The organism is Janibacter sp. GS2 (assembly GCF_051200835.1).
GTDB lineage: Bacteria > Actinomycetota > Actinomycetes > Actinomycetales > Dermatophilaceae > Janibacter.
The window spans coordinates 2,226,896-2,247,481 of the sequence record NZ_CP195161.1; the positions used below are offsets into that span (position 1 = coordinate 2,226,896).

Sequence of the window (20,586 nt, forward strand, 5' to 3'; positions counted from 1 at the left end):
GAGGCGCGGGCCTGCCGCCGGTCAGGAACCGAACTCGTCCAGCCCCCGCCGCGCCTGGTCGAGCCACATCTGCTGCGCCTCGATCTGCTCTCGGATCGACGACGCCCGTGAGGTGTCGCCCTTCGCCTCGGCCTTCTCGAGATCGGCGGTGAGGTCGGCCACCTTCGACTCGAGCTGGGTGACCATGGAGGCGGCCCGGGCGGAGAGCTCGGGGTTGGAGGAGGACCACTTCTTCTCCTCGGCCTCGCGCACGGCCTGCTCGACGCGGCGCATCCCCTTCTCCATCCGGTCGATGTCGGCTCGGGGCACCTTGCCGGCGGCCTCCCAACGCTCCTGGATGCCCCGCAGGGCCGCCTTGGTCTTCTCCAGGTCCGTGACCGGCAGGAGCGCCTCGGCCTCGGCGAGGATGCCCTCCTTGACCTCGAGGTTGCCGCGATGGGCCTCGTCCTCCTTGGCCGCCTCGGCGTCCTTGGCGTTGAAGAAGGTGTCCTGGGCGGTGCGGAAGCGTTCCCACAGCCGGTCGTCGTCGGTGCGTCCGGCCCGGCCGGCCCGGCGCCACTGGTCCATGAGGCGCTTGTATGCGCCGGCGGTGGCATTCCAGTCCGTGGAGGTCGCCATCCGCTCGGCCTCGATCACGAGCTCCTCCTTGACCGCCTTGACCTCCCCACGGCTCTTCTCCAGGTGGGCGAAGTGGGAGCGTCGTGCCTTGTCGAAGCCGTTGCGGGCCTTGGAGAACCGCTGCCAGAGCGCGCTCTCGACATCCTTGTCCAACCGGGCTCCGCCGCGCTGGTGGGCCTTCCACTCGTCGAGCAGGGCGCGCATGCGGGCCGTGGACTGCTTCCACTGGACCTTCTCGACGGGCTGCGCGGCGATCGTCTCCGCCTCCGCGACGATGACCTCCCGCTGGGCGGTGGCGACCTTCTTCGCCTCGGCCCGCTCGGCGGACTCGGCCGCCCGCTTGGTGGCCAGGCCCGCCTCGAGCTCGGCGACGAGCGCGGCCAGAGCGGGCAGGTCCCCGACGACGTTGGGTTCCTGGGCGTGCTCGCGCAGGGTCTTCAACCCGTCCGCGATCTCCTTGGCGGCGACCTCGGGGGAGTCGAGCCGCTGACGCAGCAGGCTGGCGGAGGCGAAGAGCTCGTCGTACTTGCGGGCGAAGTACTGCAGGGCCTCCTCGGGCGTGGCGCCCGGGTAGGACCCGACTTCCCGTTCAGCCTCGCCCTCGCGGACGAAGACGCGTCCTTCCTCGTCGGCCCGGCCGAAGGCTGCGGACGCACTGTGGTCGTCCGTCACCGCCGGGATGTCGGGGGCCGGGGTCGCTGTCGGTCGGGTCGCTGCCAGTCGGGCCAGGGCCGCCGGCGAGGGCGCCGTGGGGCGCGGGGCGTTCGTCTCGTCACTCACAGGCCCGAGGTTACCCATTCGCACCCACCATCTGGGAGCACACGTAGGGTTTGGTCCGTGCTGACCATCTCCTTTCCGGCGCAGGCCTTCGGAACCAACTGCTACGTCCTCGCTGACGGGCCCGGCGAGGAGTGTCTCGTCGTCGACCCCGGGATCGGCATCGAGGAGACGCTCAGGGAGGTGCTCACGCAGCACCGACTCAAGCCTGCGGCGGTCCTGCTCACCCACGGCCACGTCGACCACGTCTACTCCGTGACGCCCGTGTGCGGCGGGGAGCTGGCGGCCTACATCCACTCCGAGGACCGTTACCGGCTCGAGAACCCGCTCAGCGGGTCCTCCCTGGGGCCGCAGCTGACGGGCATGCTCGAGCAGCAGTTCGGCAAGCAGGTGACCTGGCGCGAGCCGGAGCGGGTCGTCGAGATCACCGACAGCGAGGTCGTGTCCGTCGCCGGACTCGATCTCGAGGTCGTCCATGCCCCCGGCCACACCGAGGGCTCCGTGATGTTCGCCCTCGCCGGCGTCCCCGAGGGCGTCCCCGCGGAGGCCGAGGTCGACCGGACGTTGATCACCGGTGACGTGCTCTTCGCCGGCTCCATCGGACGGACCGACCTGCCGGGGGGCTCATCCGAGGCGATGGAGCGGTCGTTGCAGCGGGTCGTCCATCCGCGGCCGGACTCCAGCCTCGTCCTGCCCGGCCACGGCCCCGCGACGACGCTGGCCCGCGAGAAGGCGACCAACCCGTACCTGCAAGGACTGTCATGACCACCACCGCTCGACCGACCAAGGTCACGCCCCTGTCCGGCTTCCCGGAGTACCTGCCCGAGCAGCGGGTCGTGGAGCAGCACTTCCTCGATGTCATCCGCCGCACCTTCGAGCTGCACGGGTTCCCGTCCATCGAGACGCGGTCCGTGGAGCCGGTCGAGCGACTGCTGGGCAAGGGCGGTGACGCGGACAAGGAGATCTACGGGATCCACCGGCTCGCGGACGACGAAGGGCGTGATGGCGCCGAGCTGGGTCTGCACTTCGACCTCACGGTGCCTTTCGCCCGCTATGTCGTGGAGCACGCGGGGCGGCTGAACTTCCCCTTCCGCCGTCACCAGATCCAGAAGGTGTGGCGCGGGGAGCGGCCCCAGGAGGGGCGCTACCGGGAGTTCACCCAGTGCGACATCGACGTCGTGGACGTGGGGGAGCTCGCACCCCACTTCGAGGCCGAGATGCCTCTGGTGATGGCCGAGATCTTCGCGCAGCTGCCGATGCCCCAGATGGTCATCCAGGTCAACAACCGCAAGATCCCCGAGGGCTTCTACCGCGGCCTGGGCATCGGCGCGCACGACGGGAGCGAGATCCAGCAGACGCTGCGCATCGTCGACAAGCTCGACAAGGTCGGGCCCGACAAGGTTGCTGACCTCTTGGTCGAGGCAGGCCGGACACCGGAGCAGGCGCAGGCGTGCCTGGACCTGGCCGCGATCCGCACGCAGGACACCTCCTTCGTCGAGCGGGTGCGAGCGCTCGGGGTCGAGCACCCGGTCCTGGACGAGGGGCTGGACGCCCTGGCTGCCGTCATCGAGACCGGCCGGGCGTCCGCACCGGGAGCGATGGTCGCTGACCTGAAGATCGCCCGTGGCCTGGACTACTACACGGGCACGGTCTACGAGACCCAGCTCGTGGGCTTCGAGTCCTGGGGCTCCTTCTGCTCCGGCGGCCGGTACGACGAGCTCGCGAGCGACGGCAGGAACACCTATCCCGGCGTCGGCATCTCGATCGGCCTCTCCCGACTGCTCGGGCTCCTCCTGGGCAAGGGAATGGTCGGTGCCAGCCGCAAGTCCCCGTCGGCGGTGCTCGTGGCCGTGACGGACGAGGCCAGCCGAGGCGAGTCCGTGGCCGTGGCGACCGGACTGCGCGCGCGTGGCATCCCCTGCGAGGTCGCACCGGTCGCGGCCAAGTTCGGCAAGCAGATCCGTTTCGCCGAGCGACGCGGGATCCCGTACGTCTGGTTCCCGGGCGTTGACGCGGGCGGCGACCAGGTCAAGGACATCCGGTCCGGCGACCAGACGGACGCCGCTGCCACCTCGTGGGAGTGTCCGTATGAGGATCTGCGGCCGCAGGTCGTGCGCCTGGGGGAGTGACCGCTGCTCATCCGCGCGGCCTGCGCCACGTCCACTCCGCCTCGTGGCCGACGATTCGTGCGTAGAGCCGACGGTCGATCACGGAGTTCCACGTCACCCGGCCGTAGGGCGGCAGCCGTCGCCCCTGCCCGTCCCGCGCGAGCAGGTCCGGCGCGCCCCATGCCTCATCAGGGTCCTCACCCAGAGCCGACGCGACGCCGACCGTGTCGGGCACGATGGCCAGCCTGTGCCCGGTGTGCCGCAACAGCGTCTCGACCTTGCGGACGGTCAGCGTGGAGATGTCCTTCTCCGCACGGGAGAGGGTCGAGTGGTGCCAACCCAGCTCGTCGGCCATCGATCGTTGGCTCAGCAGGCGCCGACGACGGAATCTGCGGACCACCAGGCCGACCCGCGTGCCGACGTCGAGCCGCGCCCTCACCGCGGACAGCTCGGGTGTGCGGACGGGCGTCATGGGCCCACGCACGCGGACGGCGGGGCGGGGCTCGTGGTCAGGCACCTCCGGCCAGTACAGGCAGTCGAGGCAGTCCTCGCACGCACCCGACCCCCGGCACCGGGCGCAGGGCATGGGACAGACCACGGCACGGCCGTCGTCGAGCGTGATGCGGTCCTGGCCGGCAGCGGAAGCGGCAGGTGCAGCGGTAGGGGCAGCGGGATCGACTCGGGCTGAGTGGTCTTCGTCCATGCTCAAGGCTGCTCCACACCCCTTGGACAGCGGACCGTGGTCGCGGCGGGTGTGGACACCGGGTCAGGGCGGGGGACGGATGTGGGCGGTCGGCGGGCAACGTCCCGAGACCGCGGGGCGGTCACGAGGCCGGGCCAGCAGCGGCTCCTCATCGGGTTCCGCAGCCCTCCGCTCGTGGTGCATGGCAGGCACCGTGGTGCACGACCCGCACCGTGGCGCACGACCCGCACCGTGGTGCACGACCCGCACCGTGGTGCACGACCCGCACCGTGGCGCCTGCCAGGCACCAGGAGCGGAGGCGCCGCAAGGACGTGGTGCGGCCCTGCGCGGCGGGCCACATGCTGCCGTGGACCGGGTGCGGCGGGCATGGGCAGATCCGCACAGAACGGCCCGGGCGCACTAGACTCACGGCGTGGCCCAGCCACCCGTGGACACAATGGCGTGTCCACGGTTCGCCCCCGACGGAAGCCGAGCACTGGTGAGCACGACGCCCATGGAGCGGGCCGTGCAGACCTGGCTGACCCAGTTGGACGTCGAGCGCGGGGTCTCCGCCCACACCCTCTCCGCCTACGCGCGTGACTCCCGCCGGTACCTCGACCACCTCGCCCTCGACGGCGTCACCGAGCCGGCACAGGTCACCGCGGCGCACGTGACCGGATTTCTGGCCGCCCTTCGCACGGGCGACGACGAGCACCCGCCGCTCGCTGCCAGCTCGGCGGCCCGATCGCTGGTTGCCGTCCGGGGACTCCACAAGTTCCTCGCCCTCGAGGGAGAGACCTCGCACGACCCGGCCGGGGACGTGGCCCCGCCGACCCCGCCCTCGCGGCTGCCGAAGGCCATCGGTATCGACGAGGTCGGTCGACTCCTCGAGGCCTCCGGAGTCGGTGACGGGGCACTGCCGCTGCGGGACCGCGCGCTGCTCGAGGTCCTCTACGGCACCGGCGCCCGGATCTCCGAGGCCGTCGGGCTCGACATCGACGACGTCGATCTCGAGATCGGTGCGGCCCGCCTGCTGGGCAAGGGCGGCAAGGAGCGGGTCGTTCCGCTCGGCTCCTTCGCCCGCGAGGCCGTGCAGGCCTGGCTCGTGCGCGGTCGACCCGACCTCAGCGCCACGGGCCGGGCGGGGCCGGCGCTCTTCCTCAACCAGCGCGGCGCGCGGCTGTCCCGGCAGAGTGCGTGGGCGGTCATCACCGCGGCAGCCGAGCGGGCCGGCCTGGCCGGTCACGTCTCCCCGCACACCCTGCGGCACTCCTTCGCCACCCATCTCCTCGAGGGCGGAGCCGATGTCCGCGTGGTCCAGGAGCTGCTCGGGCACGCGTCGGTGACGACGACCCAGATCTACACCATGGTCACCGTGCAGCAGCTGCGTGAGGTCTACGCGCAGAGTCACCCCCGCGCCCGCTGATAGTGTCAACGCTGATCAGCGAGAGGCTGAACGTACGCGAGACGCGATGGAGTGATCCGACTGTGGCATCCGAGGTGACGCCGCCGCTCGACATCGAGCACGACCGGCCCCAACACGGGCCCACCGGGCGACCCCTGCCCACCTTTCCGGACCCGCCCGAGCTGGCCTCCCACGGTCCCGCGCGGATCATCGCCATGTGCAACCAGAAGGGTGGGGTCGGCAAGACGACGACGACCATCAACCTCGGCGCGGCCCTGGCCGAGGCCGGTCGTCGGGTGCTGCTCGTGGACTTCGACCCCCAGGGCGCACTGTCCGTCGGTCTCGGCGTGCCCACGCATGCCCTCGACACGACGATCTACGACCTGCTCGTCTCGCGCGGTCACGACATCACCGAGATCGTCCAGCGGACCTCCGTGGACAACCTCGATGTCGCTCCGGCGAACATCGACCTCTCCGCCGCGGAGGTCCAGCTCGTGGGCGAGGTCGCCCGTGAGCAGATCCTCTCGCGCGTCCTGCGTCCCGTCGTCGACGACTACGACGTCATCCTCATCGACTGCCAGCCCTCGCTCGGACTGCTCACCGTCAACGCGCTCACCGCTGCCCACGGCGTGATCATCCCGCTCGAGACCGAGTACTTCGCCATGCGTGGGGTCGCCCTGCTCGTCGAGACGATCGACAAGATCACCGATCGGCTCAACCCGGCACTGACGGTCGACGGCATCCTCGCGACGATGTACGACGGGCGCACGCTGCACAGCCGCGAGGTCGTCGGATCGGTCGTCGAGCACTTCGGCGACCGGGTCTTCCACACGGTCATCTCCCGCACGGTGAAGTTCCCCGATGCCACGCTCGCCGCCGAGCCGATCACCACCTACGCCACGGGCCACTCCGGGGCCAATGCCTACCGGCAGCTGGCCCGCGAGCTGATCTCGCGCGGCGGCTCGCCCTGACGACGATGGAGGGCGTTGACACCGCGGTCCCCGGCGGCGTCATCACCAAACGCGGGGCAGAGCAGGCCTTCACCGTCCATCTGGACAACTTCGAGGGCCCCTTCGACCTGCTCCTCGGCCTGATCTCCAAGCACCAGCTCGACATCACCGAGATCTCCCTGGCGAAGGTCACCGACGAGTTCATGGTGCACCTGCGGGCCCTGCAGGCCAACGAACCCGCCTGGGACCTCGGTCAGACGAGCGAGTTCCTCCTCGTGGCGGCGACCCTGCTCGACATCAAGGCGGCGCGCCTGCTGCCCAACACGCGGGAGTCCGACGACGAGGACCTCGAGCTGATCGAGGCCCGTGACCTCCTCTTCGCGCGCCTGCTCCAGTACCGCGCCTTCAAGGACGTCGCCGCCCACTTCAGCGAGACGATGTCCACGACCGGAGCGATGACCCCGCGCCAGGCCGGTCTCGAGCCCCACCTGGCGGCCCTCCTGCCCGAGCTGGTCATCGCCATCACGCCCGAGCAGCTGACGATGATCGCTGCCCGGGCCCTGACCCCCAAGGAGCCCGAGACCATCGGGCTGACGCACCTGCACGCGTCCGCGGTCAGCGTGCGCGAGCAGGCCGTCCTCGTCGTCGACCGGCTCCGCGAGGAGGGCGTCACCTCCTTCCGCAGCCTGGTCCGGGACGCCGACTCCACTCTCGTCGTCGTGGCGCGCTTCCTCGCCCTGCTGGAGCTCTTCCGCGACCAGCAGGTCACCTTCGACCAGGCCGAGGCCCTCGATGAGCTCGACGTGCGGTGGATCGGCAGCGGGGAGGGCGCCGTCGACGTCGGTGCCGAGTTCGACGAGGGGGAGGTCCCCCCTTCGCCCCCCGAGGAGGAAAACGATGAGTGAGTCCACACCCGAGACCGAGGGTGACGACGTGCAGGTCGCCTTCGACGTCGGCGAGCTGCCCGGTGGTGCCCGCGGGGCCATCGAGGCCGTGCTCATGGTGGTCGAGGAGCCGGTGACGGACCACGCCCTCGCCTCCGCGCTCGAGCTGCCCGTCGAGGAGATCCGCGAGCACCTCGAGTCGCTGGAGCGCGACTACGCCGATGGCGCCCACGGCTTCACCGTGCGCAACGTCGGCGGTGGGTGGCGCTTCTACAGCCACTCCGCCTACGCGCCGGTCGTCGAGCGCTTCATCCTCGACGGTCAGCGGGCCAAGCTGACGACGGCCTCACTGGAGACCCTCGCGGTCATCGCCTACCGGCAGCCGATCTCACGGGCACGCGTCGGCGCCGTGCGCGGCGTCAACGTCGACGGCGTCGTGCGCACGCTCCTCACCCGGGGCCTGATCACCGAGGTCACCAAGGACGAGGAGTCCGGCGCGACCCTCTACGGCACGACGCCCTACTTCCTCGAGCGGATGGGGCTGAACTCGCTCGACGACCTGCCCCCCCTCGCCCCCTACCTTCCCGATGCAGCACTGCTCGACGACCTTGTGAGTGAGACCAGATCATGACCCCTCCCCAGAACCGACGCCCCTCCTCCGGCTCCGGCAGCCCGCGCGGACGCGGCCCCAAGAACTCTGCCGGGCAGCGCAAACCGCGCCGGCAGGAGCCCGACCGGGGCACGACCGGCCGCAGCCGGCCCGGCCAGCCCGACCTGGCGCCGGAGCCGCCCCAGGGGCCGCAGATCGATGTCCACGACCCCAAGGGCACCCGCCTGCAGAAGGTCCTCGCCGCCGCCGGCATCGGCTCGCGCCGCGCCTGCGAGGAGCTGATCACCGACGGTCGCGTCACGGTCGACGGACACGTCGTCACCGAGCTCGGGCTGCGCGTGAACCCCCTCGAGCAGATCGTGCACGTCGACGGCGAGCGGGTGCAGCTCGACGAGTCGCGGGTCTACCTCGCCTTCAACAAGCCCGTCGGAGTGGTCACGACGATGTCCGACGAGCTCGGGCGGCTGAACATCGGCGACTACGTCGCCGGCCGCCCCGAGCGGCTCTTCCACGTCGGCCGGCTCGATGCCGACACCGAGGGTCTGCTCATCCTCACCAACGACGGCGACCTCGCGCACCGCCTCCAGCACCCGGCCCACGGCGTGCTCAAGACCTACATGGCCGAGGTGCCCGGTCCCGTTGCCAAGGACCTCGGCAAGCGGCTGCGCGAGGGCATCGAGCTCGAGGACGGCCCGGTCGCGGTGGACTCCTTCAAGATCGTCGACTCCCGCCCCGGCAAGGCGATCGTCGAGGTGATCCTCCATGAGGGGCGCAAGCACATCGTCCGCCGCATGCTCGAGGAGGTCGGGCACCCCGTCCTCTCCCTCGTGCGCACCCAGGTCGGCCCGATCACCCTCGGCTCGACGAAGTCCGGTCGCTGGCGCCCCCTGAACCGTGACGAGGTCGGCAAGCTGTACAAGGCCGCGGGGCTGTGACCGCGACCGCGCAGGCGAAGGGAGCGGCCGCCGGCCTGCCGCCGGTCCACGTCATCGGGACCGGTCTCATCGGCGCGAGCATCGGTCTGGCGCTGCGTGCCGTGGAGGTGGACGTCTCCCTCGAGGACCAGTCGGAGACCTCCGTCGCCCTCGCGCGGGACCTCGGGGCGGGCCGGATCACCGGTGACGTCGCTCCCGGGCTCGTGGTCATCGCCTCGCCCCCGGACGTCGCCCCACGACTCGTCCTCGGCGCACTGCAGCGGTGGCCGGAGGCGGTCGTCACCGACGTCACCTCGGTCAAGCAGGTCGTCCTCGCCGACCTCGTCCGGGCGGGGGTGTCGCTGGACCGGTACGTCGGCTCGCACCCGATGGCCGGCCGCGAGCGCTCCGGGGCGATCAGCGCCCGTGCGGATCTCTTCGAGGGGCGGGCCTGGGTGCTGTGCCCGCACGACGACGCCGACCCGCTGGCCACCGACCTCCTCGCCCGTCTGGCCCGGGCCACCGGCGCCGCCGTGACCACGCTCAGCCCCGGCGACCACGATGCTGCGGTGGCCGCCGTCTCCCACGTGCCCCAGCTCGCGTCCTCCCTCGTCGCCGCCCGCCTGGAGCACCTGAGCGAGCAGGCCATCGGGCTCGCCGGCCAGGGTGTGCGGGATGTCACCCGCATCGCCGCGAGCGACCCCGGGCTGTGGACCCAGATCCTCTCCGGCAATGCCCCAGCGGTCGCTGACGTGCTGCGCGAGGTCGGCGACGACCTCGCCCGCATCGTCACGGCACTGGACTCGCTCGGGGAGGGGGAGGACGACATCGCCGACGCCCCCGGCGCCAGGGCGGTGCTCGCCCGCAGCATCGCCGACGGCAATGCCGGGCACGCCCGGATCCCCGGCAAGCACGGTGCGCCCCCCGCCGCGTACGCGACCGTCCGCGTGGTCGTCGACGACCGGCCCGGCGAGCTGGCCCGGCTCCTGGTGGAGATCGGCGAGGAGGAGGTCAACCTCGAGGACCTGCGCATCGACCACGGGCTCGGTCTGCCCTTCGGGCTGGCCGAGGTCTCGGTCCTTCCACAGGCCGCAGGACCGCTGACCGAGGCCCTGCAGGTGCGGGGCTGGCAGATCCAGTCCTGAGTCGCGACTAGGCTGACCCCTCGTGACCAGCCAGCCCGCCCCCTTCGTCATCGCCATCGACGGACCCTCGGGATCCGGTAAGTCGAGTGTCTCGAGGACCGTCGCCGCGAACCTCGGCGCCGGGTACCTCGACACCGGAGCGATGTACCGGGCGCTCACGTGGTGGTGCCGGCACAGCCAGGTGGACCTCAGCGACCAGCAGGCGATCACGGCGGCCACGCTCGCACTCCCGCTGGAGATCGGTGACGACCCGCTGGCGCCGACCGTGCGCGTGGACGGCACCGACGTCGCCGCGGCGATCCGCTCGAGCGAGATCTCCGGTCTCGTCTCGAGCGTCGCCACCGTCCCCGCCGTACGCACCGAGCTGCAGCGTCGCCAGCGCGAGCTCATCGACGACATCGCCTCCCGCCGGGGGGCGTGCGTCGCCGAGGGTCGTGACATCACGACCGTCGTCGCCCCGGACGCCCCCGTGCGCATCCTGCTCACCGCCAGTGAGGAGGCCCGGCTGCGCCGCCGCTCCCTCGAGGTGCACGGCGCCAGCGACGACGCGGCCATCGAGGCCACCCGCGACCAGGTGCTGCGTCGCGACCGTGACGACTCGACCGTCTCGCAGTTCACCGTCGCCGCGGACGGCGTCGTCGTGGTCGACACCTCCGACCTCGACTTCGACGGGTCCGTCGCCGCGGTCATGTCCGTCGTCGACAGCCGACGTCGCTGACCCGCCGCGGTCGGGCCACCGACCCCCGGGCTGCGACAATGGCCGTCACCCCATCTGACCAGGAGCATCGTGGACACCACCCCTGAACCGAACGACCCCGCTGACGTCGAAGGCGTCGAGCGGGTCCTGCGTGCCGGGCTGGAGGACTTCGAGCTGACCCCGCAGGACCGGGCGCTCATCGAGGGCTTCCAGGAGTCGGACGTCGCCTCGACCGACCACCTGGCGCTCCCCGTCGTCGCCATCATCGGGCGACCCAATGTCGGCAAGTCGACCCTGGTCAACCGCATCCTGCGTCGCCGCGAGGCCGTCGTCGAGGACACCCCGGGCGTCACCCGCGACCGCGTCGCCTACGAGGCGGACTGGTCCGGGCGCAGGTTCACCCTCCTCGACACCGGTGGCTGGGAGATCGGCGCCGCGGGGATCAACCTGCGCGTGGCCGAGCAGGCCGAGATCGCCATCGAGATGTCGGACGTCGTGATCTTCGTCGTCGACGCCATCGTCGGCGCCACGGACGACGACGAGGCCGTGGTCCGGCTCCTGCGCCGCTCGGGCAAGCCGGTCGTCCTCGTGGCCAACAAGGTCGACGACCAGCGCTTCGAGGCCGACGCCGCGGCGCTGTGGAACCTCGGTCTCGGCGAGCCGATGCCCTTGTCCGCGCTGCACGGCCGGGGGAGCGGGGACGTGCTCGACGCGGTCCTCGACGTCCTGCCCGACTTCTCCGCCACGGCCACGGCGGAGGTCGAAGGGGGCCCGCGGCGCGTCGCGCTCATCGGCCGTCCGAATGTGGGCAAGTCCAGCCTGCTCAACCGGCTCGCCGGTGAGCAGCGGGTCGTCGTCGACGACGTCGCCGGCACCACCCGCGACCCGGTCGACGAGCTCGTCGACCTCGGTGGTCGCCAGTGGCGCTTCGTGGACACCGCCGGTATCCGCCGTAGGGTCAACCAGAGCAAGGGCGCGGACTTCTACGCCTCGCTGCGCACCCAGACCGCGCTGGAGAAGGCCGAGGTCGCCGTCGTCCTCGTCGACACCCACGAGCCGATCACCGAGCAGGACCTGCGGATCATCAGCCAGGTCGTCGAGTCCGGCCGTTCCCTCGTCATCGCCTACAACAAGTGGGACCTCCTCGACGAGGAGCGTCGCTTCTACCTCGAGCGCGAGATCGAGCGCGACCTGCTCCACGTCGCCTGGGCACCGCGCGTCAACGTCTCCGCGATGACCGGGCGGCACGTCGACAAGCTCACCCCGGCGCTCGACCGGGCACTGGACTCGTGGGACCACCGCGTGACGACCTCGCGGCTCAACGGTGTGCTCGGCGAGATCGTCTCCGGGCACCCGCACCCCGTGCGTGGGGGCAAGCAGCCCCGGATCCTCTTCGCCACCCAGGCCTCGACGCGCCCGCCGCGGTTCGTCATCTTCGCCTCGGGCTTCATCGAGGCGGGGTACCGGCGCTTCCTCGAGCGTCGCCTGCGTGAGGAGTTCGGCTTCGAGGGCACGCCGATCGAGATCAGTGTGCGGGTGCGCGAGAAGCGCCGCCGCCGCTGACGTCCTCCCGGGCGGGGCCCTCGCCCACGACCGGGTCCGGCAGGGAGACCCGACCGGCTCCCTTCGCCACCGGGCCGACCCCGATCTTTTGGCGCGACAGGGGTGCCCACGCCTGGACGGCGCAGAAGGGCGCGCACTGCTCGCCGCTCGCGCCGCGGGTGCCGACGTGCACGCAGCACTGCGTCAGGCGCTCCTCGATCATCGTCTCGATGTCCATGAAGGGCTTGACGCTGATGCGCTTGATCCGCTCACCCATGAGCCGGCGCAGGCGCTCGTGCTGGCCGGGCAGTCGTGACGTGACGAGCGTCGTCAGGGTCGGCAGGCCGAGGTCGCAGGTCTGGCAGACCGCCTTCCACAGGTCGCCGACCTGCGGGTGCGACAGGGAGGTCTGCTCGCTGAGCAGCCCGAGCACCGCCTCCTTGACGACCGTGCGCATCTGCTCGGGGAGGGCCTGGTCGGTGATCCGGTTGGCGAAGCTCTCCGGCGCCAGGTCGAGCCACTGCTTGAGCTGGTCGTGGCCGACGATGCCGGTGAGCGAGCGCCAGGTGTCGGAGTCGTCCTTGAGCAGGTAGCCCACGGAGGCGCAGTGCGGGTGGCTGCAGGGCAAAGCGGTGAGGTCGCGCCAGCTGACCACCCCACCCGTCTGCGGCCCCATGCGCGCCAGCACGCCGGTGTGGGTGAGCCGGTCCGTGGCGTCGATGTGCCCGGTGCGCCCGGAGCCGAAGATCGGCTGGATGGAGACCCCGCAGACGAAGGGGGTGTCCAGCGCCCGGGTGATGACGTCACCGATCTCGTCGTCGTTGACGCCGAGGGCTGCCGTCATGGTCAAGGTGGTGAAGACACCGGCCTCGCTGAGCCGGGCGATGGCCCGGTCCTTGTGCGAGCGCAGGTCGCCGCCCCGGTGGTGCAGGGAGGCCTCGGCGGACGAGCCGTCGTACTGCAGATAGATCTCGACCCGCTTGCGGTGGCGGCGCAGCAGGTCGACGAGGGCGTCGTCGCGGGCGATCGTCAGACCGTTGGTGTTGACGAGGATGCGCACGACCGGACGCGAGACGAGCTCGTCGAGCAGGCGTTCCAGCTCCGGGTAGAGGGTCGGCTCGCCTCCGGAGAGCATGAGGACGTCCAAGCGCCCGTCCTCGCGCTCGAGCCGCGCGTCGACGTTGGCGAGGACGGCCTCGACGGGGGCCACCCCCTGCAGGGGCGGGGCGGAGTCGGCGAAGCACGTGGGACAGCGCAGGTTGCAGTGCTCGGTGATGTCCTCGAGCAGGATGCACGTGTGCTGGGTCTGCATCTCGGGCAGGCCGTCGAGGTAGGCGGCCGGGACGGGTGCGAAGTTGCCGGTGAGGTCGGGGACGTGGGACTTCGTCGGGGCGGTCCACTCCTCGAGGTAGCGCAGGATGTCCGGACGCTCGTCGTAGAGGGTGCGCACCAGGCCGTGGTCGGGGCAACCGCGCTCGAGCCAGATGCGACCCTGCCGCTCGACGAGCCAGCCGCTCAGCCGGCGCACGTGCACGAGGTCGCGCTCGGGGTCCTCGTGGTGGCATGCGGGGCAGAAGGCGTTGACGTACCGGTGGATCCGGTCGCCGCGCAGGGGTCGTCCCGTCCCGGCATCGGGCTGAGGAGTCGGGCGTGGGGGAGTCACGGCAGCATCATCGCCGCGTTCTCGTAGGTGGACAGGGCGCCGAAGAAGGCGACGGTGCACACCCCGGCGCTGCACACGAGCCAGACGCCGGAGGCCATGAGCGCTCCGACGCCCCACCCGCGCAGGTGGTCGGGGATCATCAGCAGGCATCCGGCGAGGAGGAGGACCACCGGGATGGTGAGGATGGCAAAGACCGCGATCCAGCCGATGGTCACGGCGGGCTCGCCGGGGAAGAGCCGAGCGAGCCCCCACGCCCCGAGCGCGAGGAGGACCGGTCCGAGGAGGCCCACGAGGACGCCGAGCAGCGAGCCGGCGCCGAGCCCGAGCCGCCGCGGTCGCTGCACCTGCTGCTCAGGGGGCCATGGCTGGGTCATGGGCAGCTCCTGTCTCTCGGCGGCGAATGGCGATGACGCTACGCCAGGTGAGCAACGGGATGGTCAGCGCGAGGACGAGCTGTGGCCGGGTCAGCCCGAGCCACGCCACCTCGTTGCCCCGGACCGGCTCCACGGCGAATCGAAAGAGCGCGTACGCGGTGACGTACAGCGTGAAGAGGTCGGCCGGATCGGCCAGACGATCACGCGCGACCCACAGGGCCGCCAGGGCGAGGAGGTGGAAGCCGATCTCGTAGACGAAGGAGGGGTGCAGCGTCGCGCCGATCGGTACCCCCCACGCGGCGGCATCGCTGGTGGACGTGACGGTGACACCCCACGGGAGGGTGGTCGGGGTCCCGGGCACCTCGGTCAAAAGGCAGCCGATGCGCCCGACGGCCATGCCCGCCGCGACGGCCGGCGCGAAGAGCGCGCCCGTGCGCCACCTCATCCGCAGCAGCCGCTTGCCGATGAGGACCGCGACGTAGGCGAAGGCGAGGCCACCGAGGATGCTGCGGTTGCCGTACATCCAGTGGACGACGGCGGAGTCGTTGGCGGTCAGCGTGGCGTGCTGCAGCCAGGTCCCGAGACGGGCGCCGATCCCGCCGAAGGCGACGGCGAGGGCCACGAGTACCCAGACGCGCTCGTCCTCGACCCCGCGACGCCGCTTCTCGAGGGCCAGGACGAGCCCGGCCGTGAGGACCCCGAGACCGACCCACAGGTCGTGGGTCATGGCCGGGGTCCACACGGTCGGTGGGGTCGGGTTCATCGCTGCTGATCCTGCCACCGGCCCTGTCCCGGAGGGCCTGAGCGAAGGGGGTTCTCCCTCGCCGGGTTCGATTCGGTTGGTGCGCGCGGTGTGAGATAAGGTGACGTTCGCTCCTGAGGGAGCAGCCACGGGCTGTGGCGCAGCTTGGTAGCGCACTTGACTGGGGGTCAAGGGGTCGCAGGTTCAAATCCTGTCAGCCCGACCAGTGTCCTGTCTCAGGACATCGGAATAGCCGGACCTACGTTTTCGTAGGTCCGGCTATTTTTTGTGTGGTCCGGGTGGGCGGCCGGTGGGCTGGTAGTCGCGGGTGGGGTCCAGGGTCAGGTCGCGCAAGATTTCTGCGGTGGCGGCGTTGATGATGCGGATGTCGAAGTCGTGGACCAGGAGGCGGACGTAGGTTCCGGCGTAGGTCCGGCCGACGCCGATGTGGTGCAGTCGGCCGCTGTGGCGCAGGGTGACGACGCCGGACTTGTCGATCTTGTCGGTGCGCACACGCTCGTGTGTTGCGCGTGTAGCGCCGGGTGTGGCCTTGGGTCTGGAGGTGTAGGCGGTGGAGGGCGTTGAGCGGTGTGGCAAGGATCGGTGGGGGCGGCGGTTGTTGTACTCATCGCGGAAGGCCGCCAGCAGGGTCTGTAGCTCCTTGACGGTGGCGGGCTGCTGAGGTTGGGCCCGTAGCCACTTCTTCATCGTCTGCTGGAAGCGTTCGACTTTGCCGCAGGTCCTCGGGTGCGCGGGGCGGGAGTTCTTCTGGGTGATGCCTTGCTCGTTCAGGTGTGTTTCGAGAGAGTTCTTGCCGCCGTGTCCGCCGGCCAGCCGGGTGGTGTAGACCATCCCGTGGGACTGCTGCACGAATAGGTGACAGGTTGGGTCAGGCCGCCTGAGTGGCTGGTGTGGTCATGATGGTCTCGTACTCGATGGGGGTCAATCGGCCGAGTGCGTCCTGGCGTCGTCGGCGGTGGTAGGTCCGTTCGATCCAGGTCACGATCGCGATGCGCAGTTCCTCGCGGGTGGACCAGGAACGGCGGTCCAGGACGTTCTTCTGCAGCAGCGCGAAGAAGGACTCCATGGCGGCGTTGTCGCCGGCAGCACCGACGCGGCCCATTGACCCGACCATGGTGTGTCGGTTGAGGGCATGGACGAATTTCCTTGATCGGAACTGACTGCCGCGGTCGCTGTGGACTATGCAGCCGGCGACGTCACCGCGTCTGGCGACGGCGTTGTTCAACGCCGCGACCGCGAGCCGGGACTTCATCCGTGAGTCGATGGAGTACCCGATGATCCGGTTTGAGTAGACGTCCTTGACCGCGCACAGGTAGAGCTTGCCCTCGCCGGTGCGGTGCTCGGTGATGTCGGTGAGCCACAGCTCGTTAGGAGCATCTGCGGTGAACTCGTGGCGTGTCCTGCCCTTGTCGTCGACCACCGCGCACAGGTCGTCGTGGACTGGTGGGCCGGGCTTTTTGGTCTTACCGCGCTTGGGCTTGCCGAACTCGCTCCACCAGCCCAGGCCCGAGCAGATCCGCCACGCGGTGCGCTGCGCCATCGGCTCGCCGGCTTCTCGGGCCTCGTCCAACAAGAACCGGTACCCGAACTCGGGGTCGTCCTTGTGCGCGTCGAACAGCGCGTTGGCGCGGTAGGCGGCTGCGAGCTCGGCGGTGGTGACCGGACGTGCCAGCCACCGGTAGTAGGGCTGTCGAGCGATCTTGAGCACCCGGCACGTCACCGTCACGGGAATCCCGTCAACGGCCAGCTCACGAACGAGCGGGTAGATCATTTTCCCGGCAGGTTCGCCTGCGACAGATAGGCCGCGGTCCGACGCAGGACCTCGTTCTCCTGCTCCAGCAACCGCACGCGCTTCTTCAGCTCCCGGTTCTCCCGCGATTCCTTCTGTGTGGTGTCGGGCTTGCCACCGTCGTCGACGTCGGCCTGGTGCATCCAGTTACGCAGACAGGACTCCGCGATCCCGAAGTCCGCCGCGATCTGCTTGATGGTCTGTCCCGGCTCGCGGTTGCGGGCAACGTCCACCACGTCCTCGCGGAACTCTCTCGGATAGGGCTTGGGCACGATGTACATCCTTCCAGCGACGCTCCTCAGCGCCACAGATCAGATGTCACCTATTCGTGCAGCAGTCCCCGTTGTCGGTCAGCGTGCTTGCGGGGCGGCCGTATTCGTTGGTGGTGGTTTTGAAGGTGGCCAGCACGATGGGTGCGGTGACGGGGGTGTGGGCGCTGATGTGCAGGGCGTAGCGGGAGTGGTCGTCCAGCCAGGTGATGATCTCTACATCGCGGCCGTCGCTGAGGCGGTAGTGGGTGAAATCGGACTGCCAAGTCTCGTTGGGTTGCTGGGCTTCGAAGCGAATGTAGGAGGCCTTCGGGCGCTTCTTCGGGTCGGGCGTCACCGTGCCGGCTCGAACGAGGATCCGGTTGATCGTGGCGCGCGACAGCTCGATCCCGTGGTGGTGTCGCAGGTGCCAGTCGATGGTGTCTGCGCCCGCGTCCAGCCCTTGCTCGGCCAAGTGTCGCCGTAGCTGCAGGAGGAGCTCGACGCTGCTGGGTGATGTCGCGGTCGGAATGCTCTTTGGGCGTCGAGAGCGTGGCTGGAACGCTGCTTCGCCCTCGTCGCGGTATCGGGCCATGAGGCGGCTGATCCAGCCCTGGGAGACGCCGTAGGTGCGAGCTGCCTCGGCCTGTGACTGGCCCGACAGGACGGCGGTGATCACGAGGCGACGTTTCGACATCCCTCAGCATCACTATCCACCGTTAACGATGCCGATGTCCCGAGACACACATATTCCGATGTCCCGAGACACCCATTCCGATGTCCTGAGGCAGCACACTGTCAGCCCGACCATTGTCCTGTCTCAGGACAGTTCGCCCCAGGTACCCACCTGGACCTGCTTCCGGCCCACCCGGAACAATGGAAAGTTGTGAACCTGACCCATACCGCCGCGAGCGGCGCCTTCCGTTCCATCACAATGAGGGCATGAGTCCTCTTACGTCACGTCTCGGAGTTGAAAGCCCACGGGTCGTGGGAATCGACGCCTGCAAGAAGGGCTGGATCGGCGTGACAAGTGACCTCCGCGGGTACTTCGGCACGAACATCATCGAGGTGATCGCGGTCATCCTGGACGAGGGCGACCTCGACGTAGTTGCGATCGACATCCCCATTGGACTGCCCGTCACTGGTTCGAGACAGGCCGACACGCGCGCACGCAAACTCGTCGGTGGACGTGCATCGTCTGTGTTCTCCACGCCGGTGCGCGCGGCTTTGGGGGCATCCTCACACGCCGAAGCAACGGCCATCAGCGTGCAGTCCACAGGCAAGGGGATCAGTCAGCAGGCCTACGCACTACGCAAGAAAATAATGGAAGTTGACTCATGGGCACGGACTGCATCTCAGCACGTCATCGAGGTTCACCCGGAGGTCTGCTTCGCCGTGATGAACGGTGAGGTGCTGCGGCATCCCAAGTCGTCATGGGCGGGCTCCGAGCAGAGGCGCAGGATCTTGGCGAAGTCAGGTTTCTGCATTCCCTCCCACCTTGGAGCCGCCGGTGAACTTGCCGCGCCGGACGACGTCCTCGACGCAGCGGCTGCAGCTTGGACCGCCGCGCGCTTCGCTCAAGGGATCGCAGTCTCTCATCCGGCGACACCCGAGAGCTTCGGTGACGGCCACAAGGCAGCGATCTGGGTATAGCTCCGCTGAGCCATGTCGGCTGCCGCGAGACCAGGGAGATTCCGCCGCGTGCCGGACGCGATGTTCGCGATGTGCACCCGGCTAGGGTCTCCTCATGGAGGCCATACCGCTGACTAGTTTGCTGCCCGAGGGCTTCGATCCGAGGCAGTACAAGGTCCACTTCGCCGTCTGGAACCAGATCAGGCATCCGATTGACGTTCTTGCGACCGACCACGAGGAGTGGCAGGGGTGGAACTCGTGGCGAAGTGTGAAGAACGACTTCAATCGCGAGTTCATCTTCTCGATGGCTCAGGACAAGCACGACGCGACACTCTGGCTTTTCGGGGGGATCTGGGAGGTTCTGGAGCGCGGTCCCGAGCAACAGGCGCATTCGTACACGGTGACGCTCCGTGAGGAACTGATGGGCCCCTTCATCCGCCGCCTTTGGGTCCGCCATAGGAGGTCCGGTCGCAACATTCGCCAGAAGATGGAGTCTGTCCTGCCTGCAATGACGGTCTCGTCGATCCTCGAGGAGTCGTTCGCCGGAGACCCGTTCCCTGGGCACGATCGGATCAATCACAGCCTCGCCGACCTTCAGGCCGTCGTCAGCCAGGCTCGGGCCGACTGGCGGATCGCGTTGGAGAGCATGAAGGGCGTCTACGTCATCCACGACAAGGAGACCGGTCAGCGGTATGTCGGCTCCGCTTACGGCGACATGGGGATCTGGCAACGCTGGACGACATATGCGGAGACGCTGCACGGCGGCAACGCTGGGCTGAAGTCGCTCCTCGATAAAATGGGGGATGAGTACTACCGGACCAACATGCGGTTTGCGCTCCTCGAGTACTGGTCGATGCGTACCGACGACAGCCATGTCTTGGAACGCGAGGCGTACTGGAAGGACGTGCTCCATGCGCGATCGTTGGGACACAACAGAAACTGACTGACTGCCCCGCAGCGACTTCCGAGGGACTTGACTCGGGTCCATGGACACGTCAACGGTGTCCCGCGCTAATCCGCCGCGAGTGGCCAAGGGCCGCCGGACAAGGAGAATGCGGTGACGAATGCGCTGAGTTGGGGGCTCGAAGTCTCAGGTGCGGGGGAGAGCGTCAACTTATCGGTCGCGGCGTTCGTCCCAGGCGAGGGCCAGCGCGGTGATGACTCCCCAGCCGAGGGTGACGCTGACGACCTTTCGTCGGGCCTGCGTGGTCGGGGCGTAGGTGCCGAGGACGGTCGCGTCGGTGATGTCCCCGACGATGCGCATGATCATCGACGCCCGGACAGCGAGCGGGGAGCCGGTGAAGGCCAGTGCGGAGATCGACAGGTCGCGCCCGGTGTAGGTGTAGGCGACTCGGTCCAGAGCCGGTGCGTGCCGGTCGGGGGCCTGCAACCCCTTGGCGAGGTGGCGCGGCTTGACCGCGGCGAAGACGGCGTAGGCGGCCGTCGCGGCAGAGACGATCCGACTGGCGGTGTACGGGTTGGGTTGCGTCATCACGTGTCCTCGCGCGGCCAGGCAGCCGTCACCGTCGGTGGGCCCGCGGTCTCGTCGGCGGCCACCACGTCGATCTCGCGGACCAGGCGGTCGAACTCCGCGTCGTCGACGGCCACGCCCGCGGCGTTCAGGCCCTCGCGCAGCTTGTCGGCGATCTTCGCCTCGCCCGCGCTGTAGTCCCACGACGTGGCGGTCTCCACGGCCTTCTGGGCCGCCTCGCGTGTTGCGTCCAGTTCCTCGGCAGAGCGTTCAGTCATCGTCACTTCTCCTGACACGTCGATTGATCGGTCGAG

At 69.6% G+C, this 20,586-nt stretch carries 20 protein-coding genes, 1 tRNA gene and 2 pseudogenes; 13 read left to right on the plus strand and 10 right to left on the minus strand.

Annotated elements, in window-relative coordinates; genetic code table 11:
* Window positions 1-21: 21 nt before the first annotated feature.
* Entirely contained in the window at window positions 22-1,398 is a 1,377-nt protein-coding gene (locus tag ACR9E9_RS10700; RefSeq protein WP_435198472.1) for a DUF349 domain-containing protein, read from the minus strand.
* Window positions 1,399-1,455: 57 nt separating this feature from the next.
* Here ACR9E9_RS10700 and ACR9E9_RS10705 point away from each other — a divergent pair, with 57 nt between their 5' ends.
* Both ACR9E9_RS10705 and hisS read left to right on the plus strand, forming a co-directional pair.
* Window positions 1,456-2,160, plus strand: coding sequence for an MBL fold metallo-hydrolase (locus tag ACR9E9_RS10705; protein ID WP_435198473.1), 705 nt, complete (start codon window positions 1,456-1,458; stop codon window positions 2,158-2,160).
* The gene (gene hisS / locus ACR9E9_RS10710; RefSeq protein ID WP_435198474.1) at window positions 2,157-3,524 is read left to right on the plus strand and encodes a histidine--tRNA ligase; all 1,368 of its coding nucleotides are present in this window, start codon (window positions 2,157-2,159) and stop codon (window positions 3,522-3,524) included. Before ACR9E9_RS10705 ends, hisS begins: the two co-directional genes overlap by 4 nt.
* 7 nt (window positions 3,525-3,531) lie before the next feature.
* Here hisS and ACR9E9_RS10715 read toward each other — a convergent pair whose 3' ends face one another.
* Window positions 3,532-3,975: a helix-turn-helix domain-containing protein gene (locus ACR9E9_RS10715; RefSeq protein ID WP_435198475.1), complete on the minus strand. Its 444-nt coding sequence runs from the start codon at window positions 3,973-3,975 to the stop codon at window positions 3,532-3,534.
* A gap of 724 nt (window positions 3,976-4,699) precedes the next feature.
* On the opposite strand from ACR9E9_RS10715, the gene ACR9E9_RS10720 reads away from it, so the two are divergent.
* From ACR9E9_RS10720 to der, 8 genes are all read left to right on the plus strand, one after another.
* Window positions 4,700-5,611 carry a site-specific tyrosine recombinase XerD gene (locus ACR9E9_RS10720; protein ID WP_435203629.1) on the plus strand — a complete coding sequence of 304 codons (912 nt, stop codon included), beginning with the start codon at window positions 4,700-4,702 and terminating at the stop codon, window positions 5,609-5,611.
* Between the two features lie 62 nt (window positions 5,612-5,673).
* Window positions 5,674-6,561: a ParA family protein gene (locus ACR9E9_RS10725; protein WP_435198476.1), complete on the plus strand. Its 888-nt coding sequence runs from the start codon at window positions 5,674-5,676 to the stop codon at window positions 6,559-6,561.
* A gap of 5 nt (window positions 6,562-6,566) precedes the next feature.
* A complete protein-coding gene (locus ACR9E9_RS10730; RefSeq protein ID WP_435198477.1) occupies window positions 6,567-7,445 on the plus strand; it encodes a segregation and condensation protein A in 879 nt (292 codons plus the stop codon).
* Complete coding sequence (gene scpB / locus ACR9E9_RS10735) at window positions 7,438-8,055, plus strand: SMC-Scp complex subunit ScpB (RefSeq protein WP_435198478.1); 618 nt, start codon at window positions 7,438-7,440, stop codon at window positions 8,053-8,055. The genes ACR9E9_RS10730 and scpB overlap by 8 nt, the downstream gene beginning before the upstream one ends.
* Window positions 8,052-8,969 carry a pseudouridine synthase gene (locus tag ACR9E9_RS10740; protein WP_435198479.1) on the plus strand — a complete coding sequence of 306 codons (918 nt, stop codon included), beginning with the start codon at window positions 8,052-8,054 and terminating at the stop codon, window positions 8,967-8,969. The genes scpB and ACR9E9_RS10740 overlap by 4 nt, the downstream gene beginning before the upstream one ends.
* The gene (locus ACR9E9_RS10745) at window positions 8,966-10,093 is read left to right on the plus strand and encodes a prephenate dehydrogenase (protein WP_435198480.1); all 1,128 of its coding nucleotides are present in this window, start codon (window positions 8,966-8,968) and stop codon (window positions 10,091-10,093) included. The genes ACR9E9_RS10740 and ACR9E9_RS10745 overlap by 4 nt, the downstream gene beginning before the upstream one ends.
* A gap of 22 nt (window positions 10,094-10,115) precedes the next feature.
* Window positions 10,116-10,811 carry a (d)CMP kinase gene (cmk, locus tag ACR9E9_RS10750; protein WP_435198481.1) on the plus strand — a complete coding sequence of 232 codons (696 nt, stop codon included), beginning with the start codon at window positions 10,116-10,118 and terminating at the stop codon, window positions 10,809-10,811.
* A gap of 69 nt (window positions 10,812-10,880) precedes the next feature.
* Entirely contained in the window at window positions 10,881-12,353 is a 1,473-nt protein-coding gene (gene der / locus ACR9E9_RS10755) for a ribosome biogenesis GTPase Der (protein WP_435198482.1), read from the plus strand.
* Here the strand turns inward: der and ACR9E9_RS10760 are convergent.
* The 3 genes from ACR9E9_RS10760 to ACR9E9_RS10770 are packed head-to-tail and all read right to left on the minus strand — an operon-like array spanning window position 12,316 to window position 15,132.
* Entirely contained in the window at window positions 12,316-13,995 is a 1,680-nt protein-coding gene (locus ACR9E9_RS10760) for a radical SAM protein (RefSeq protein ID WP_435198483.1), read from the minus strand. The two genes, der and ACR9E9_RS10760, sit on opposite strands and share 38 nt — an antisense overlap.
* On the minus strand, window positions 13,992-14,369 hold the full coding sequence (locus ACR9E9_RS10765) for a hypothetical protein (RefSeq protein ID WP_435198484.1): 378 nt from the start codon (window positions 14,367-14,369) through the stop codon (window positions 13,992-13,994). The genes ACR9E9_RS10760 and ACR9E9_RS10765 overlap by 4 nt, the downstream gene beginning before the upstream one ends.
* Window positions 14,347-15,132 (minus strand): prolipoprotein diacylglyceryl transferase, encoded by a 786-nt coding sequence (locus ACR9E9_RS10770; RefSeq protein ID WP_435198485.1) that lies wholly within the window; start codon window positions 15,130-15,132, stop codon window positions 14,347-14,349. Before ACR9E9_RS10770 ends, ACR9E9_RS10765 begins: the two co-directional genes overlap by 23 nt.
* Window positions 15,133-15,260: 128 nt before the next feature.
* Between ACR9E9_RS10770 and ACR9E9_RS10775 the strand changes: the two genes are divergently transcribed.
* A tRNA-Pro gene (locus tag ACR9E9_RS10775) sits at window positions 15,261-15,337 on the plus strand.
* Window positions 15,338-15,390: 53 nt separating this feature from the next.
* Here the strand turns inward: ACR9E9_RS10775 and ACR9E9_RS10780 are convergent.
* From ACR9E9_RS10780 to ACR9E9_RS10790, 3 genes and pseudogenes are all read right to left on the minus strand, one after another.
* Window positions 15,391-15,969, minus strand: a pseudogene (locus tag ACR9E9_RS10780) (integrase core domain-containing protein); the annotation flags it as partial.
* A 31-nt stretch (window positions 15,970-16,000) separates the two neighbouring features.
* A protein-coding gene (locus tag ACR9E9_RS10785; protein WP_435198486.1) for an IS3 family transposase occupies window positions 16,001-17,193 on the minus strand; the annotation gives its coding sequence in 2 pieces (ribosomal slippage) (window positions 16,001-16,906 and window positions 16,909-17,193; 1,191 coding nt in all).
* Window positions 17,194-17,242: 49 nt separating this feature from the next.
* A pseudogene (locus ACR9E9_RS10790) lies at window positions 17,243-17,866 on the minus strand (DDE-type integrase/transposase/recombinase); the annotation flags it as partial.
* A 245-nt stretch (window positions 17,867-18,111) separates the two neighbouring features.
* Between ACR9E9_RS10790 and ACR9E9_RS10795 the strand changes: the two are divergent.
* A complete protein-coding gene (locus ACR9E9_RS10795) occupies window positions 18,112-18,822 on the plus strand; it encodes a DUF429 domain-containing protein (RefSeq protein ID WP_435198487.1) in 711 nt (236 codons plus the stop codon).
* Window positions 18,823-18,916: 94 nt separating this feature from the next.
* Window positions 18,917-19,744 (plus strand): GIY-YIG nuclease family protein, encoded by an 828-nt coding sequence (locus ACR9E9_RS10800; RefSeq protein ID WP_435198488.1) that lies wholly within the window; start codon window positions 18,917-18,919, stop codon window positions 19,742-19,744.
* A 171-nt stretch (window positions 19,745-19,915) separates the two neighbouring features.
* On the opposite strand, the gene ACR9E9_RS10805 is transcribed toward ACR9E9_RS10800, so the two are convergent.
* Both ACR9E9_RS10805 and ACR9E9_RS10810 read right to left on the minus strand, forming a co-directional pair.
* Window positions 19,916-20,293: a hypothetical protein gene (locus tag ACR9E9_RS10805; protein ID WP_435198489.1), complete on the minus strand. Its 378-nt coding sequence runs from the start codon at window positions 20,291-20,293 to the stop codon at window positions 19,916-19,918.
* Entirely contained in the window at window positions 20,293-20,550 is a 258-nt protein-coding gene (locus ACR9E9_RS10810) for a hypothetical protein (protein WP_435198490.1), read from the minus strand. Before ACR9E9_RS10810 ends, ACR9E9_RS10805 begins: the two co-directional genes overlap by 1 nt.
* Between the last annotated feature and the right edge of the window lie 36 nt (window positions 20,551-20,586).

Bases quoted from the DNA above. Each gene is read 5' to 3' on its own strand.
- hisS (WP_435198474.1), top strand. From the start codon at position 2,157: ATGACCACCACCGCTCGACCGACCAAGGTCACGCCCCTGTCCGGCTTC.
- ACR9E9_RS10715 (WP_435198475.1), bottom strand. From the start codon at position 3,975: ATGACGCCCGTCCGCACACCCGAGCTGTCCGCGGTGAGGGCGCGGCTC.
- ACR9E9_RS10720 (WP_435203629.1), top strand. From the start codon at position 4,700: ATGGAGCGGGCCGTGCAGACCTGGCTGACCCAGTTGGACGTCGAGCGC.
- ACR9E9_RS10730 (WP_435198477.1), top strand. From the start codon at position 6,567: ATGGAGGGCGTTGACACCGCGGTCCCCGGCGGCGTCATCACCAAACGC.
- scpB (WP_435198478.1), top strand. From the start codon at position 7,438: ATGAGTGAGTCCACACCCGAGACCGAGGGTGACGACGTGCAGGTCGCC.
- ACR9E9_RS10740 (WP_435198479.1), top strand. From the start codon at position 8,052: ATGACCCCTCCCCAGAACCGACGCCCCTCCTCCGGCTCCGGCAGCCCG.
- ACR9E9_RS10765 (WP_435198484.1), bottom strand. From the start codon at position 14,369: ATGACCCAGCCATGGCCCCCTGAGCAGCAGGTGCAGCGACCGCGGCGG.
- ACR9E9_RS10770 (WP_435198485.1), bottom strand. From the start codon at position 15,132: ATGAACCCGACCCCACCGACCGTGTGGACCCCGGCCATGACCCACGAC.
- ACR9E9_RS10795 (WP_435198487.1), top strand. From the start codon at position 18,112: ATGAGTCCTCTTACGTCACGTCTCGGAGTTGAAAGCCCACGGGTCGTG.
- ACR9E9_RS10800 (WP_435198488.1), top strand. From the start codon at position 18,917: ATGGAGGCCATACCGCTGACTAGTTTGCTGCCCGAGGGCTTCGATCCG.
- ACR9E9_RS10805 (WP_435198489.1), bottom strand. From the start codon at position 20,293: ATGACGCAACCCAACCCGTACACCGCCAGTCGGATCGTCTCTGCCGCG.
- ACR9E9_RS10810 (WP_435198490.1), bottom strand. From the start codon at position 20,550: ATGACTGAACGCTCTGCCGAGGAACTGGACGCAACACGCGAGGCGGCC.